The 13623-nt window shown below is 61.3% G+C and carries 13 protein-coding genes and 1 tRNA gene; 9 read left to right on the top strand and 5 right to left on the bottom strand.

All coding sequences use genetic code 11. The features are described from left to right. The first annotated feature begins 64 nt into the window (after positions 1-64). Positions 65-1714 (top strand): chaperonin GroEL, encoded by a 1650-nt coding sequence (groL, locus tag CDE01S_RS00350; protein ID WP_066702014.1) that lies wholly within the window; start codon positions 65-67, stop codon positions 1712-1714. A gap of 229 nt (positions 1715-1943) precedes the next feature. Here groL and pgi read toward each other — a convergent pair whose 3' ends face one another. Together pgi and tal are read right to left on the bottom strand one after the other, a co-directional pair. Further along, positions 1944-3515 (bottom strand): glucose-6-phosphate isomerase, encoded by a 1572-nt coding sequence (gene pgi, locus CDE01S_RS00345; RefSeq protein ID WP_066702006.1) that lies wholly within the window; start codon positions 3513-3515, stop codon positions 1944-1946. A gap of 1 nt (position 3516) precedes the next feature. After that, the gene (gene tal / locus CDE01S_RS00340; RefSeq protein WP_066702004.1) at positions 3517-4464 is read right to left on the bottom strand and encodes a transaldolase; all 948 of its coding nucleotides are present in this window, start codon (positions 4462-4464) and stop codon (positions 3517-3519) included. Between the two features lie 91 nt (positions 4465-4555). Here tal and CDE01S_RS00335 point away from each other — a divergent pair, with 91 nt between their 5' ends. Continuing rightward, positions 4556-5404, top strand: a complete 849-nt coding sequence (locus CDE01S_RS00335; protein WP_066702001.1) for a MurR/RpiR family transcriptional regulator — start codon at positions 4556-4558, stop codon at positions 5402-5404. Between the two features lie 40 nt (positions 5405-5444). On the opposite strand, the gene CDE01S_RS00330 is transcribed toward CDE01S_RS00335, so the two are convergent. Together CDE01S_RS00330 and CDE01S_RS00325 are read right to left on the bottom strand one after the other, a co-directional pair. Next, positions 5445-6179 carry a DUF3047 domain-containing protein gene (locus CDE01S_RS00330; protein WP_084382609.1) on the bottom strand — a complete coding sequence of 245 codons (735 nt, stop codon included), beginning with the start codon at positions 6177-6179 and terminating at the stop codon, positions 5445-5447. Between the two features lie 110 nt (positions 6180-6289). Continuing rightward, entirely contained in the window at positions 6290-7444 is a 1155-nt protein-coding gene (locus tag CDE01S_RS00325; protein ID WP_066701997.1) for a porin, read from the bottom strand. Between the two features lie 250 nt (positions 7445-7694). Between CDE01S_RS00325 and CDE01S_RS00320 the strand changes: the two genes are divergently transcribed. Both CDE01S_RS00320 and coq7 read left to right on the top strand, forming a co-directional pair. Next, positions 7695-7919: a BrnA antitoxin family protein gene (locus CDE01S_RS00320; protein WP_245636066.1), complete on the top strand. Its 225-nt coding sequence runs from the start codon at positions 7695-7697 to the stop codon at positions 7917-7919. Then, the gene (gene coq7, locus CDE01S_RS00315) at positions 7916-8536 is read left to right on the top strand and encodes a 2-polyprenyl-3-methyl-6-methoxy-1,4-benzoquinone monooxygenase (RefSeq protein WP_066701995.1); all 621 of its coding nucleotides are present in this window, start codon (positions 7916-7918) and stop codon (positions 8534-8536) included. The genes CDE01S_RS00320 and coq7 overlap by 4 nt, the downstream gene beginning before the upstream one ends. Positions 8537-8611: 75 nt before the next feature. Here coq7 and CDE01S_RS00310 read toward each other — a convergent pair whose 3' ends face one another. Beyond that, positions 8612-9061, bottom strand: a complete 450-nt coding sequence (locus tag CDE01S_RS00310) for an OsmC family protein (protein ID WP_066701993.1) — start codon at positions 9059-9061, stop codon at positions 8612-8614. A 64-nt stretch (positions 9062-9125) separates the two neighbouring features. On the opposite strand from CDE01S_RS00310, the gene ilvA reads away from it, so the two are divergent. The 5 genes from ilvA (at position 9126) to miaB (ending at position 13614) form a co-directional block, all read left to right on the top strand. Further along, a complete protein-coding gene (gene ilvA / locus CDE01S_RS00305; RefSeq protein ID WP_066701992.1) occupies positions 9126-10673 on the top strand; it encodes a threonine ammonia-lyase, biosynthetic in 1548 nt (515 codons plus the stop codon). A 162-nt stretch (positions 10674-10835) separates the two neighbouring features. Next, the gene (locus tag CDE01S_RS00300; RefSeq protein ID WP_066701991.1) at positions 10836-11615 is read left to right on the top strand and encodes an enoyl-CoA hydratase; all 780 of its coding nucleotides are present in this window, start codon (positions 10836-10838) and stop codon (positions 11613-11615) included. Positions 11616-11651: 36 nt separating this feature from the next. Beyond that, positions 11652-11728 (top strand) — tRNA-Met (locus tag CDE01S_RS00295). 101 nt (positions 11729-11829) lie between these two features. Continuing rightward, entirely contained in the window at positions 11830-12183 is a 354-nt protein-coding gene (locus tag CDE01S_RS00290) for a hypothetical protein (protein ID WP_245636065.1), read from the top strand. Positions 12184-12279: 96 nt separating this feature from the next. After that, a complete protein-coding gene (miaB, locus tag CDE01S_RS00285; protein ID WP_066701986.1) occupies positions 12280-13614 on the top strand; it encodes a tRNA (N6-isopentenyl adenosine(37)-C2)-methylthiotransferase MiaB in 1335 nt (444 codons plus the stop codon). The last annotated feature ends 9 nt before the right edge of the window (positions 13615-13623 follow it).

Here is a 13623-nt window from a genome sequence, read left to right as displayed (position 1 = left end):
CCGAAGCTAAAAATAAATCACAGCAATTTCCACCTCTTATTGAACTGAATTCGGAGAAATCAACATGGCAGCAAAAGACGTCATTTTCGGCGGCGAAGCCCGCGCACGCATGGTTGAGGGTGTGAACATCTTGGCCAACGCAGTCAAAGTCACCCTGGGCCCGAAAGGCCGCAACGTGGTGCTCGAGCGCTCCTTCGGCGCCCCCACCGTGACCAAGGACGGTGTGTCCGTGGCCAAGGAAATCGAACTGAAGGACAAGCTGCAGAACATGGGCGCGCAGATGGTCAAGGAAGTCGCTTCCAAGACCTCTGACAACGCTGGCGACGGCACCACCACCGCCACCGTGCTGGCCCAGGCCATCGTGCGCGAAGGCATGAAATACGTTGCCGCCGGCATGAACCCGATGGACCTCAAGCGCGGCATCGACAAGGCCGTGGCTGCCCTGATCGAGCAGCTGAAGAAGGCATCCAAGCCCACCACCACCTCGAAGGAAATCGCCCAGGTCGGCTCCATCTCCGCCAACAGCGACTCCAGCATCGGCGAGATCATCGCCAATGCCATGGACAAGGTCGGCAAGGAAGGCGTGATCACCGTGGAAGACGGCAAGTCCCTGCAGAACGAACTCGACGTGGTCGAGGGCATGCAGTTCGACCGTGGCTACCTGTCGCCCTACTTCATCAACAACCCCGAGAAGCAGGCTGCCCTGCTGGACAACCCATTCGTGCTGCTGTTCGACAAGAAGATCAGCAACATCCGCGACCTGCTGCCCACGCTGGAGCAAGTGGCCAAGGCTGGCCGTCCGCTGCTGATCATTGCCGAAGACGTCGAAGGCGAAGCCCTGGCGACCCTGGTGGTCAACACCATCCGCGGCATCCTGAAGGTCGTGGCCGTCAAGGCCCCGGGCTTCGGCGACCGTCGCAAGGCCATGCTGGAAGACATCGCCATCCTGACCGGCGGCAAGGTCATCGCTGAAGAAGTCGGCCTGACCCTCGAGAAGGTCACGCTGGCTGACCTCGGCCAGGCCAAGCGCATCGAAGTGGGCAAGGAAAACACCATCATCATCGACGGCAACGGCGCTGCTGCTGACATCGAAGCGCGCGTCAAGCAGATCCGCGTGCAGATCGAAGAAGCCACCTCCGACTACGACCGCGAAAAGCTGCAAGAGCGCGTGGCCAAGCTGGCCGGCGGCGTGGCCGTGATCAAGGTCGGCGCTGCCACCGAAGTCGAAATGAAAGAGAAGAAGGCCCGCGTGGAAGACGCCCTGCACGCCACCCGCGCTGCCGTGGAAGAAGGCATCGTGGCCGGCGGTGGCGTGGCCCTGCTGCGCGCCCGTCAGTCCGCTGGCGAGATCAAGGGTGACAACCATGACCAAGACGCCGGCATCAAGCTGGTGCTCAAGGCCATCGAAGCGCCCCTGCGCGAAATCGTGTTCAACGCCGGCGGCGAGCCGAGCGTGGTGGTGAATGCCGTGCTGGCCGGCAAGGGCAACTACGGCTTCAACGCCGCCAACGACACCTACGGCGACATGATCGAGATGGGCATTCTGGACCCGACCAAGGTGACCCGCACCGCGCTGCAGAACGCTGCTTCCGTGGCGTCCCTGATGCTGACTACCGAATGCATGGTGGCCGAGGCGCCGAAGGATGAAGCGCCTGCCGGCGGCGGCATGCCTGACATGGGTGGCATGGGCGGTATGGGTGGCATGGGCATGTAAGGGCTCCTTGCCTGACGATCCAGGGCGTCGTTGCGGCGGCTTGCCGTACCCCAAGGTACTGTCTGCGTCGCCGCGCCTAGCCCTGAATCGCCATGCTGCGTCGATGAGTGTTGGCGCTCACGACCATCAAAAAACCCGCAGTGCGCAAGCGCTGCGGGTTTTTCTTTGTTTGGACAATTCTGCTATTAATTCAGTAGCTGGTCGCGCAATATCAGAAAGGATTAATAGCCTATTTGGCTCTTAATTTTTTCAACAAGCCGGCGCTGGAAGCATCCAACCCATCGGCGTTGCCGCTGTCCAAGCGCTGCTCCATGTCCTTGGCCAGCACCTTGCCGAGTTCCACGCCCCACTGGTCGAAGCTGTTGATGCCCCAGAGTGAGCCGGTCACGAACACGCGATGTTCCTGCAGCGCGATGATGGCCCCCAGGCTGGCCGGCGTCAGCTCGTCCAGCAGCAGAAAAGTGCTCGGGCGGTTGCCTGGCAGATGACGGTGCCCCCCAGCATCCTGCTGCCCCAGCATCAGCGCGCGCGACTGTGCCAGCGCATTAGCCAGCAGCTTGTGGTGATGTTCCGGCAGCGAGTGTGACACCTTCTTCACTGCGATGAATTCCACCGGAATCACGTCACTGCCCTGGTGCAGCATCTGGAAATAGGCGTGTTGGCCGTTGGCCGCCGGCTCACCCCAGATCACGGGGGACGTGGCATAAGGCAGGGCCTGGCCCTCTTCATCCACTCGCTTGCCGTTGCTTTCCATCTCCAGTTGCTGCAGGTAGGCCTGCATACGGCGCAGGCCGCTGTGATACGGCGCCACACTGCGGCTGCCGAAGCCGTGGAAGTTACGGTACCAGACGTCGAGCAAGGCGAGACGCACCGGCAGATTGCGTTCCAGCGGTTCGTTGCGAAAATGTTCGTCCATGGCATGCGCACCGGCCAGCATCTCGCGAAAACGCTCCGGCCCGATGGCAATCGCAATCGGCAAACCGATGGCCGACCACATGGAATAGCGTCCGCCGACCCAGTCCCAGAAATCGAACGTGGTTCCGATGCCGAATTCGCGCGCCGCCTCGACATTGCTGGTGAGGGCACAGAAATGCCTCGCGATGTCGCGCCCGCCCTTGGCCTCGAACCAGGCCTTGGCCGAGCGCGCGTTGGTCATGGTCTCCAGGGTGGTGAAGGACTTGGAGGCGATCAGGAACAGCGTGCTCTCGGGCTGGACCTGCCGCAGCACCTGGCTGAGTTCATGACCGTCGACACTGGAGACAAAGTGGAAACGCTTGTTCTGGGCCACAAATTCATCGAGCGCCAGCACCGCCATCTGCGGTCCCAGATCGGAGCCGCCAATGCCAATATTGACGATGTCGGTGATACCTTCGTCATGACGCACCATATCGGCGTAGGTCAGCATAACGCTGAGGGTGGCATGCACCTGGCCCAGTTCTTTGGTCAGATTTTTTGTTGCCCCCTGCGCGGCATCCGCAAGGCCTGTTGCCGGATAGCGCAACAAGAAATGCATGACTCTACGTTGCTCTGTCGTGTTAATCACATCGCCACGGAACATGGCATCGCGATGCGCCTGCACACCGCACTGGTGCGCCAGTTCGAGCAGCTGATCTTGGACAGCAACATTGATCAGATTTTTCGACAGGTCGGCAAACACGTGCGGCGCCTGCAAGCTGAAGCATTCAAAACGCCGCACATCAGCGGAAAACGCCTGGCGCAGGTCGAAGTCACGGCCCTGGGTATCGTAGAGCGCGCGCAAGGCGCCCCAAGCCGGCGTATGGTCACAGCGACAACGACGCATGTCAGGCTGCCAGCATCAGCTGTTCGAGCTTGCGGGTATCGACCGCAAAAGCGCGGATACCCTCGGCCAGCTTGTCAGTTGCCATGGCATCTTCATTGAGCGCATAACGGAACCCCGGTTCGTCGTAACTGATTACTGGCAAATCCATGGCACGCGCCACTTGTACATCCAGTGCACGCACCAGTGGCGCATCGCTGGCCGCGAGCTGAGCCAGCAGTTCAGGCGAAATCGTCAGAAGATCGCACCCTGCCAATGCCGTGATCTGTCCGATGTTGCGGAAACTCGCTCCCATGATCTCGGTGGCGATGTCGAAGCGCTTGTAGTGCTGGTAGATGGCGCGTACCGAGGCCACGCCGGGGTCGTTGACGCCAGCATGGGCGGCCTCATCCCAACTGGCGCCGGCCGTCTTCTTGTACCAGTCATAGATGCGACCAACAAAAGGCGAGATCAGTTGTACCTTGGCCTGGCCACAGGCCACCGCCTGGCAGAAGGAGAACAGCAGGGTCAGATTGGTGTGGATGCCGCGCCGCTCCAGCTGCGCGGCCGCCTGGATTCCTTCCCAGGTGGCTGCGATCTTGATCAACACGCGGTCGATGTGGATACCCTGCGCTTGGTACAGCTCAACAATGCGCTCGGCCCGCGCCACGGTGGCCTGGGTGTCGAAGCTCAGCCGAGCGTCGACCTCGGTGGAAACGCGCCCCGGTATTAGTGAAAGAATCTCGCAGCCGAAGCGGACCAGCAGCCGGTCCATGATCTCGTCTAGCGGCCGCCCCCTGAATTGCGCCACCGTCTCCTTGAGCAAGGGCTGGTAATCGGCCTTCTGCACCGCCTTGAGGATGAGCGAAGGATTGGTGGTCGCATCCTGCGGCTTGAAGGCTGCAATCTGCCTGAAGTCCCCGGTATCCGCCACCACGGTGGTGAACTGTTTGAGTGCGTCGAGCTGGTTCATGGGCTTGAATTATGAGTGAAATAAAATTACGCTCAATCGCTTTTCTGTGTAACCATCACGCAGCGCTTGAAACAGGCGCGCAGGAGTCGACATGCTGGATCGAATCAGGGCCTCGCTGCCCTCCCTGGCCCCCGCCGAACAACGCGTCGGCAAACTCGTGCTGACCGACCCGCGCGCCTTTGCCAAGCTGCCGGTCAGCGAACTGGCCGAGCGCTCTCATGTCAGCAAACCCACGGTGGTGCGCTTCTGCCGCAGCATGGGCTATGACGGTCTGTCCGACTTCAAGCTCAAGCTTGCCGGTACCGTGAGTGAGGGTGTGCCCTTCATTCACCGCAGTGTCGATGTGGATGACAAAACCAGCGATGTGGTGGTCAAGGTGATCGACAACACCGTGGCAGCCTTCCTGAAATACCGCAACGATGCATCCACGGCAGCCATTGACAAGGCCGCTGCCGTTCTGGCCGCCACCTTCAAGACCGGCAAACGCATCGAGTTCATCGGCGCTGGCAACTCTGGCATCGTGGCGCTGGATGCGCAGCACAAGTTCTTTCGTCTGGGAGTCAATACCGTGGCCTACAGCGACGGCCACATGCAGGTCATGAGCGCCTCGCTCATGGGCCCTGGCGACTGTCTGGTCGTCATCTCCAACTCGGGCCGCACACGCGACCTGATGGACGCCTGCGACATCGCGCGCAAGAACGGCGCGACCACCATCGTCATCACCACCAGCGGCTCGCCGCTGGCCATGGCCGGCCACATCCATCTGGCGGCCGATCACCCGGAAGGCTACGACCGCTACAGCCCCATGGTCTCACGACTGCTGCACCTGATGATCGTGGACATCCTGGCCACCTGCGTGGCACTGCGCATCGGCGGCAGCCGCCTGCAGCCCATGCTCAAGGAAATGAAAAACAACCTGCGCAACAAGCGCTACGCTTGATGCGTCTCCATGCCCAGCCCCGGATCGCTCCAGACAGCCTTCAGTCGTTTTGAGCCAGCAGCGGCGACTGATGCTGCACTAGCCCGTACCAGGCACGTGCCACGGTCCGGGTGTTATCGCTGTCCGTCATGATGGCCATGCCAACCAGTGCACCCGGCGGCTCGCCAAAGGCTTGCATGAAGTCGGCACGGATATCACGCTCGTAATCCAGCCATTGGTTGAGACGACTCCGTCCCGACTCGACCACCAGTTTCCGAATGCGGTCGGTACGCGGGTTGACGATCACGCTGCCCGGTGGGCGCGTATTGCACCAGACATACATCAGCGTCGCATAAGGCATGGGCTCGCCGGTGAGCGCATGCGCCAACTCTGACAACATGCTATCTTTAAATGACAGTCTGGAACGGTCACCCTCAAAGGCCAACACAATCCGCACCGGAGAATCCGCCGTGTCGCGCTGCGCCAGATCGGCCTGTGCAATCAGTTCCGGCACCTTCCATGAAAAGTTGAGTTTCCCCAAGTCCTGCGGTTCAATGTGCACCCGTCGACGCAACATGCTGGCCGAGGCGTCTGCCCTGACAGCAACAGCCTCTCGCCCATCCTCTCGTGTGGGCACATAATCTGTTGCGTGTTTGCCCGGCAACTGCGAATGCTGCCATTGATCAAAGCCTGTTGCTCGTGTCTGGGGATCAGAAACAGTCGTTACGCTCGGCGGAAGTGGCGAGCACGCTGACAGCAACAACGTGAAACCCAGTGCCTGCACACGCCAACTCACGGCCTATCATCTCCAGTTGCCAGAGGTAACTTCTAACAAAAAAACCCTGCCGCTTTGCAACGGCAGGGTTTTAGCTTTCAATTTAACTACTGGCTAAGCCAGCAGAAAAATTAGAAAGTGTGACGGATACCAATGGAGGTCACGGTACGTTTGGTATCGCCAACACCATTGAAAGCAGCACCAGTCAGGCTATTAGCAGCGGTGATGTTCAGAGTACCGTCCAGCTTGTTGGTCACGCCGGTCTTCAGGAAAGCCGTCGTACGCTTGCTCAGAGCATAGTCACCACCGATAGCCCAGTCGCTACCGCTGGCATCGCCAGCGGTGTTGCCGGCCATGTCGGTCGTGTAGGTGTTGCGGCCGATCTGAGCGATAGCAGTGATAGCACCGAACGGAACGGTCACGCCCAGGTTGGTTTCAGTTTGACGGGTTTCGCCAGCCAAGTTCGAAACGGTGGCCTTCGTATTGATGTAGTTACCCACCAGTTTGAACGAACCGAAATCATAGGAAGCACCCAGGATTTGCATTTCGTTCTTGGTGTTCACGCCAACGGCGCCACGATTGCCAGCGATCGCTTCGGTGTTACCCAGACCGAGGCCGACGTACACCGGGCCGTTAGAGTAGACGCCGGAAGCGCTGTAGTTGCGGTTCACGCCATCTTGAGCAGTAGCAGCGGGGCCAGTGATGCTGGCGTCAGTATTGCCGTAAGACAGCTTGCCGGTGAAACCACCGAAGTTGGGGGTGGTGTAAATGAATTGGCGATCCAAGGTGCTACCAGCAGAAGCAGCCAGACCAACCGTGGTCAGGTAGCTTTGGCCGAACACGTCGGTAGCAGTAGCCAAGGAGAGGGTCGGGACATAGTCACGGCCCAGAGCGATGGTACCGAAACCGCCAGACAGGCTCACCAAGGAGGTGCGGTTGAAAGCGCCAGTAGAAGCTTGGGCAGTAGTTGCGCCAAAAGCGGCGATGCCAGAAGCTGCACTGCTGTTGCCGGTCACACCAGTTGCAACAAACAGGTCTTGCTCAAGCTTGAAACCAGCTTTCAGGCCACCGCCGAGGTCTTCGGTGCCCATGATGCCCCAGTAGCTGGAAACGCTATTGTGGGAAGTGATGCCGGTCTTGCGGCCTTCGCTCGTAACGCCAGCCTGCGTTTGCGAGTCAACTTGGCTAGCGTAGCCAACGTCCAGACGGCCGTACAGGGTCACGGAAGATTGGGCGAAAGCGCCGGTGGCAGCCAGAGCGGCCAGGGCAATCAGGGTCTTTTTCATATTGAAAGTTCTCCAAAGGTTAAACAAGGGTCCCGATGGGAGTTTCGGTTCCCCGGGCCAACCTCCTCTTAAGGAAGTTGTATGTATTGCACCAGAGCCCGGCGCCTTTGGCAAAGAAAAACTACCTCAATCAGCGTTATCGGAGTGGTTTCGTTGCATCACTGCAACAAAGTGCAACGTCGCAGCCTAGCTCCTCTTTGAGCCTCAAATATCTCCATGATCATCTCCATTTATCTAAAATCCATTCATCGTGAAAAAGCAGAAAATCAACATCACGCTGGATCCGGACCTTATTGCCTGGTTCAAGGCTCAGGCGGGCGGTCGCGGTTACCAGACACTGATCAACGCGGCTCTGCGCGAGGCCATGGACCGGGCTTTGCTGGAAGACGCCTTGCGCCGCATCATCCGCGAAGAAATGCAGCCCATGCAGAGAGCCCCGTCGCCCGCTGATCCCGCTGAAAAGGAACCCACATGATCGACGCCTTTCTGACCACGGCAGACACCGCCCTGCGCACCCTGTTCGCACCTCCGCGTGCGGCCCAGCCGACACCTCAGCCGACCCAGGCCGCCAGCGACCTCTCGAACGAAGAGAAAAAACTGGCCGCAGCGCTGATGCGCGTCAACCATGTGGGAGAAGTCTGCGCCCAAGCGCTCTACACGGCCCAGGCCTTTGCCACCCGCAACGAAACACTGCGTAGTCACTTCACCCGCGCCTGCGTCGAGGAGACCGACCACTTGGCCTGGACCAAACAGCGCCTGGACGAACTGGACTCACGTCCCTCGCTGCTCAACCCGCTCTGGTACGCCGGTGCGTTCGGTATCGGCCTGCTGGCCGGACGACTGGGCGACCGCGTGAGCCTGGGTTTTGTGGTGGAAACCGAGCGCCAGGTGGAAGCGCACCTGATGAGCCACATGGACCGTCTGCCGGCGGGCGATACCGCCTCGCGCGCCATCGTAGCGCAGATGGCCGAAGACGAAGTGCGTCATGCGCTTGACGCCCAGAAAGCCGGCGCCGTGGAGTTGCCGGCACCGGTCAAAAGCCTGATGAAAGCCGCCGCCAAGGTGATGACGACGGTGGCGCATCACATCTGAACGTCAGTCGACACTACAAAAACAGTAGCTGTCGGCGCAATCAAATCAAGGCCAAACGGCCAATTTCGCGCCAGATCAGAGTTCCACCAGTTCGAAACTGGTCGTGATCTCGGCCGTCTTGCCCAGCATGATGCTGGCCGAGCAGTACTTGTCATGACTCATGGCAATGGCGCGCTCCACCGCTGCCGCTGGAATGCCTTTGCCGCTGACGGTGAAGTGCATGTGGATCTTGGTGAACACCTTGGGATCGGTCTCAGCCCGCTCGCTGCTGAGCTTGACCGAACAGCCGCGCACGTCATGCCGGCCGCGCTTGAGAATGAGCACCACGTCGTAGGCAGTGCAGCCGCCAGTGCCGGCCAGCACGGTTTCCATCGGGCGCGGTGCCAGGTTCTGGCCGCCGTTCTCGGGTTTGGCGGCGTCGGGTGCGCCGTCCATCATCAGCGTGTGGCCGCTGCCGGTCTCAGCCAAAAAGCCCATGCCCGAGCGCGCGCCCGTGGCGCCGGTCCAGCTCACTGTACATTCCATGGTTTTTCTCTTGTCAAAATGGAGGGATGGTGTAGCGCAAATTATGACTACACTGGCTCCTCCCATGAAAACACCCCGCCTCAAACCCGCCGATTACCTGAAAAAAATCCTGACCGCCCGCGTTTATGACGTGGCGCTGGAGTCACCCTTCGAACCCGCCAAAGCCCTGAGCCGCCGCCTGCACAACAAGGTGCTGCTCAAACGCGAAGACCAGCAGCCGGTGTTCAGCTTCAAGCTGCGCGGCGCCTACAACAAGATGGCGCACCTCACGCCCGAGCAACTCAAGAAGGGCGTGATCTGCGCCTCCGCCGGCAACCACGCGCAAGGCGTGGCCTTGAGCGCGCATAAGCTGGGCTGCCGCGCCGTGATCGTGATGCCCACCACCACGCCGCAACTGAAGGTCGACGCCGTGAAGGCCCTGGGGGGTGAAGCGGTACTGTTCGGCGACAGCTACTCGGACGCCTACAACCACTCCCTGGCCCTGCAAAAGAAACAGGGACTGACCTTCGTCCACCCGTTTGACGACCCAGACGTGATCGCCGGCCAGGGCACCATCGCCATGGAGATGCTGCGCCAGCACCAGGGCCCGCTGGACGCGGTGTTCGTCGCCATCGGCGGCGGCGGTCTGATCTCCGGCGTGGCCGCCTACATCAAGGCCGTGCGACCGGAGGTCAAGGTCATTGGTGTGCAGATGAACGACTCCAACGCCATGATCCAGTCGATCGCGGCCGGCAAGCGCGTGACGCTGGATGACGTCGGCCTGTTCTCCGACGGCACCGCCGTCAAGCTGGTGGGCGAGGAAACCTTCCGCCTCACGCGCGCGCTGGTGGACGACTTCATCGAGGTCGACACCGATGCCGTGTGCGCGGCCATCAAGGACGTGTTCGTCGACACGCGCAGCATCGTCGAGCCGGCCGGCGCACTGGCGGTGGCGGCCATCAAGCAGTACGTGGCAAAGCACAAGACCAAGGGCGAGACCTACGCCGCCATTCTGTGCGGCGCCAACATGAACTTCGACCGCCTGCGTTTCGTGGCCGAACGTGCCGAAGTGGGCGAGGAGCGCGAAGCACTGTTCGCGGTGACGATTCCCGAGGAACGTGGCAGCTTCCGCCGTTTCTGCGAGTCGATCGGCACACTGCCTGGCGGCCAGCGCAACGTGACCGAGTTCAACTACCGCATCAGCGACGCCCGCCAGGCGCATGTGTTCGTGGGCCTGACCACCTCGGCCAAGGGCGAAAGCACCAAGATTGCGACCAGCTTCAAACGCCAGGGCTTCGACGCCATTGACCTCACGCACGACGACCTGGCCAAGGAACACATCCGCTACATGGTGGGCGGCCACTCGGCTCTGGCGCAGGACGAGCGCCTGCTGCGCTTCGTCTTTCCCGAGCGCCCCGGCGCGCTGCTCAAGTTCCTCAGCCTGATGCGCCCGAACTGGAACATCAGCCTGTTCCACTACCGCAACCAGGGCGCCGATTACGGCCACATCCTGGTCGGGCTGCAGGTACCGAAGGCCGACGACAAGGCATTCGCCAAATTCCTGGCCACGCTGGGTTATGCCTACGTGGAGGAAACCCGCAACCCGGCTTACCGCATGTTCCTGCAAGCCTGAAATGAAGCCCCCCCGTGGCGGCCCTGAGGCCGCCTCCCCCCTCAAGGGGGCAACGCCAGTAGCCCGGCATAGCCGGTTCTACGGCGTTCCCCGGTTGGACCGTTCCTTGCGCCGCGCACGATCCGCGGCGCGGTGGAGTAACTGATTTCAATGGAGACCCCTATGACCTACGAACTGATCCAGGTGCGCACCGAAGCCGACAAGGTCGGCATCATCACACTCAACCGCCCCAAGCAGCTCAATGCACTGAACGACCAGCTGATGAACGAGCTGGGCCACGCGCTCAAGGCTTTCGACGCCGACCCGGGCATCGGCTGCATGATCATCACCGGCAGTGACAAGGCCTTTGCCGCCGGCGCCGACATCGGCGCCATGGCCAGCTACAGCTTTGCCGACGTCTACAAGGGCGACTACATCACGCGCAACTGGGAGCAGATCCGCAGCATCCGCAAACCGGTGATCGCGGCGGTCAGCGGCTTCGCCCTGGGCGGTGGTTGCGAATTGGCCATGATGTGCGACTTCATCATCGCCGCCGACAACGCCAAGTTCGGCCAGCCCGAGATCAAGCTCGGCATCATCCCCGGCGCCGGCGGCACACAACGCCTGCCGCGCGCGGTGGGCAAGGCCAAGGCCATGGACATGGCACTGACCGGACGCATGATGGACGCTACCGAGGCGGAGCGCGCCGGCCTGGTCAGCCGCGTGGTGGCACTGGACAAGCTGATGGACGAGACACTGGCCGCAGCGCTGATGATCAGCGACTTCTCGCAGGTGGCGGTGATGGCGGCCAAGGAGTCGGTCAACCGCGCCTTCGAAGGCACCTTGAGCGACGGCGTGATGTTCGAACGCCGCCTGTTCCACGCCCTGTTCGCCACGGCGGACCAGAAAGAGGGCATGGACGCCTTCGTGGCCAAGCGCAAGCCCGAATTTCGGCACCAGTGACAAACAGCCAAAGATGACGCTATAATTTGAGGCTCTGGCGCTTTAGCTCAGTCGGTTAGAGCGATGGAATCATAATCCACAGGTCCGCGGTTCGAATCCGTGAAGCGCCACCAAACACCTGTCATGCCACGGCCCGTTCCGAGGCGTTGACAGACAAGCCACTGTCCCGCACAGTGGCTTTTTATTTTGTACTTTCAGCCTCTGGATGAACACCATGAACCGCTGTCTGCTTCTCCCCCGCCACCTGCTGGCGGCACTGCTCGCCCTGTCTGCCGGGCTGGCCTTGTTCCTTGCGTTTCCGGCGACGGCGCAAGACACCGTACAACGCCCCATCCCCCTGGCCGCCAAACGCGGTCTGCTGGTGGTCACCCAGCCGCCCGAAGTCCTGCTCGATGGCCGGCCCGACCGGCTGTCGCCAGGCACGCGCATCCGTGGCCGCAACAATCTGCTGGTGCTGTCGGCCTCGTTGGTCGGGCAGGAACTGCTGGTGCGTTATGTGCGCGGCCCGGAAGGCCAGATCCACGATGTCTGGATCCTGACCGAGGCAGAAGCCCAGGCCAAACCCTGAAACGGCGCACCCGCGCCAAGTTCAAGGCATTTCAGGGCCTCCGCCCTTGTCTTCATTGCGCAAACAGCTATCGATTTGATAGCAAAAAGATTCCCCATGAGCAAAAAAGTTTTCATCAAGACCTTCGGCTGCCAGATGAACGAGTACGACTCGGACAAGATGGCGGACGTGCTGGGCGCAGCCCAGGGTTATGAGCCGACGCAGAACGTGGACGAGGCCGACCTGATCCTCTTCAACACCTGCTCGGTGCGCGAGAAAGCGCAGGAGAAAGTGTTCTCCGACCTCGGCCGTGTGCAGCACCTGAAGAAAAAAGGCGTGAAGATCGGCGTCGGCGGCTGCGTGGCCAGCCAGGAAGGTGCCGAGATCATCCGCCGTGCGCCCTATGTGGACGTGGTGTTCGGCCCGCAGACCCTGCACCGCCTGCCCGAACTGCTGGCCGCGCGCGAGGCGCAGAAGCGGCCGCAGGTGGACATCAGCTTTCCCGAGATTGAGAAATTCGACCACCTGCCGCCCGCCAAGGTGGAAGGCGCCACTGCCTTCGTCAGCATCATGGAAGGCTGCTCCAAGTACTGCAGCTACTGCGTGGTGCCCTATACACGCGGCGAGGAAGTGAGCCGCCCCTTCGAAGACGTGCTGGTGGAAATCGCCGGCCTGGCCGACCAGGGCGTGAAAGAAATCAACCTGCTGGGCCAGAACGTGAACGCCTGGCGCGCGCCGATGGGCGGCACCGCGGAACAGGCCGACTTCGCCACCCTGATCGAGTACGTGGCCGACATCCCCGGCATCGAGCGCATCCGTTACACCACCAGCCACCCGAACGAATTCACGCCGGCGCTGATCGCCGCCTACGACAAGGTGCCCAAGCTGGTGAGCCACCTGCATCTGCCGGTGCAGCACGGCAGCGACCGCATCCTGATGGCCATGAAACGCGGCTACACCGCCATGGAATACAAGAGCACGGTGCGCAAGCTGCGCGCCATCCGCCCCGACATGTCGCTCAGCAGCGACTTCATCGTCGGCTTCCCGGGCGAGACCGAGGACGATTTCGCCAAGATGATGAAGCTGATCGATGACGTCGGCTTCGACAACTCCTTCAGCTTCATCTTCAGCCCGCGGCCCGGCACGCCGGCGGCCAATCTGCACGATGACACGCCGCACGACGTGAAGCTCCGGCGGCTACAGGAGCTGCAGGCCGCGATCGAGGCCAACATCAAGCAGATCAGCGCCAGCCGCGTCGGCACGGTGCAGCGCATCCTGGTGGAAGGCACGTCCAAGCGCGATGCGGACGAGTTGATGGGCCGCACCGAATGCAACCGGGTCGTGAACTTCGCCGCACCCGAGTCAATGGCAACAGGCAGCCTGATCGGTCAACTGGTGGATGTGACGATCACGCAGGCCATGCACTACTCACTGCGCGGCACGGTCTGCTGAACTCTGGCG

Origin of the sequence: Curvibacter delicatus NBRC 14919, from assembly GCF_001592265.1 — a bacterium.
GTDB lineage: Bacteria > Pseudomonadota > Gammaproteobacteria > Burkholderiales > Burkholderiaceae_C > Hylemonella > Hylemonella delicata.
Note: the sequence above shows the minus strand (reverse complement) of the source record. Positions and strands in the feature narration are given on the sequence as shown.

What these genes read in the sequence shown, in the direction of transcription:
- miaB (WP_066701986.1), top strand. Translation starts at nt 12,280, where the DNA reads ATGAGCAAAAAAGTTTTCATCAAGACCTTCGGCTGCCAGATGAACGAG.
- CDE01S_RS00290 (WP_245636065.1), top strand. Translation starts at nt 11,830, where the DNA reads ATGAACCGCTGTCTGCTTCTCCCCCGCCACCTGCTGGCGGCACTGCTC.
- ilvA (WP_066701992.1), top strand. Translation starts at nt 9,126, where the DNA reads ATGAAAACACCCCGCCTCAAACCCGCCGATTACCTGAAAAAAATCCTG.
- tal (WP_066702004.1), bottom strand. Translation starts at nt 4,464, where the DNA reads ATGAACCAGCTCGACGCACTCAAACAGTTCACCACCGTGGTGGCGGAT.
- CDE01S_RS00325 (WP_066701997.1), bottom strand. Translation starts at nt 7,444, where the DNA reads ATGAAAAAGACCCTGATTGCCCTGGCCGCTCTGGCTGCCACCGGCGCT.
- pgi (WP_066702006.1), bottom strand. Translation starts at nt 3,515, where the DNA reads ATGCGTCGTTGTCGCTGTGACCATACGCCGGCTTGGGGCGCCTTGCGC.
- coq7 (WP_066701995.1), top strand. Translation starts at nt 7,916, where the DNA reads ATGATCGACGCCTTTCTGACCACGGCAGACACCGCCCTGCGCACCCTG.
- CDE01S_RS00300 (WP_066701991.1), top strand. Translation starts at nt 10,836, where the DNA reads ATGACCTACGAACTGATCCAGGTGCGCACCGAAGCCGACAAGGTCGGC.
- groL (WP_066702014.1), top strand. Translation starts at nt 65, where the DNA reads ATGGCAGCAAAAGACGTCATTTTCGGCGGCGAAGCCCGCGCACGCATG.
- CDE01S_RS00335 (WP_066702001.1), top strand. Translation starts at nt 4,556, where the DNA reads ATGCTGGATCGAATCAGGGCCTCGCTGCCCTCCCTGGCCCCCGCCGAA.
- CDE01S_RS00310 (WP_066701993.1), bottom strand. Translation starts at nt 9,061, where the DNA reads ATGGAATGTACAGTGAGCTGGACCGGCGCCACGGGCGCGCGCTCGGGC.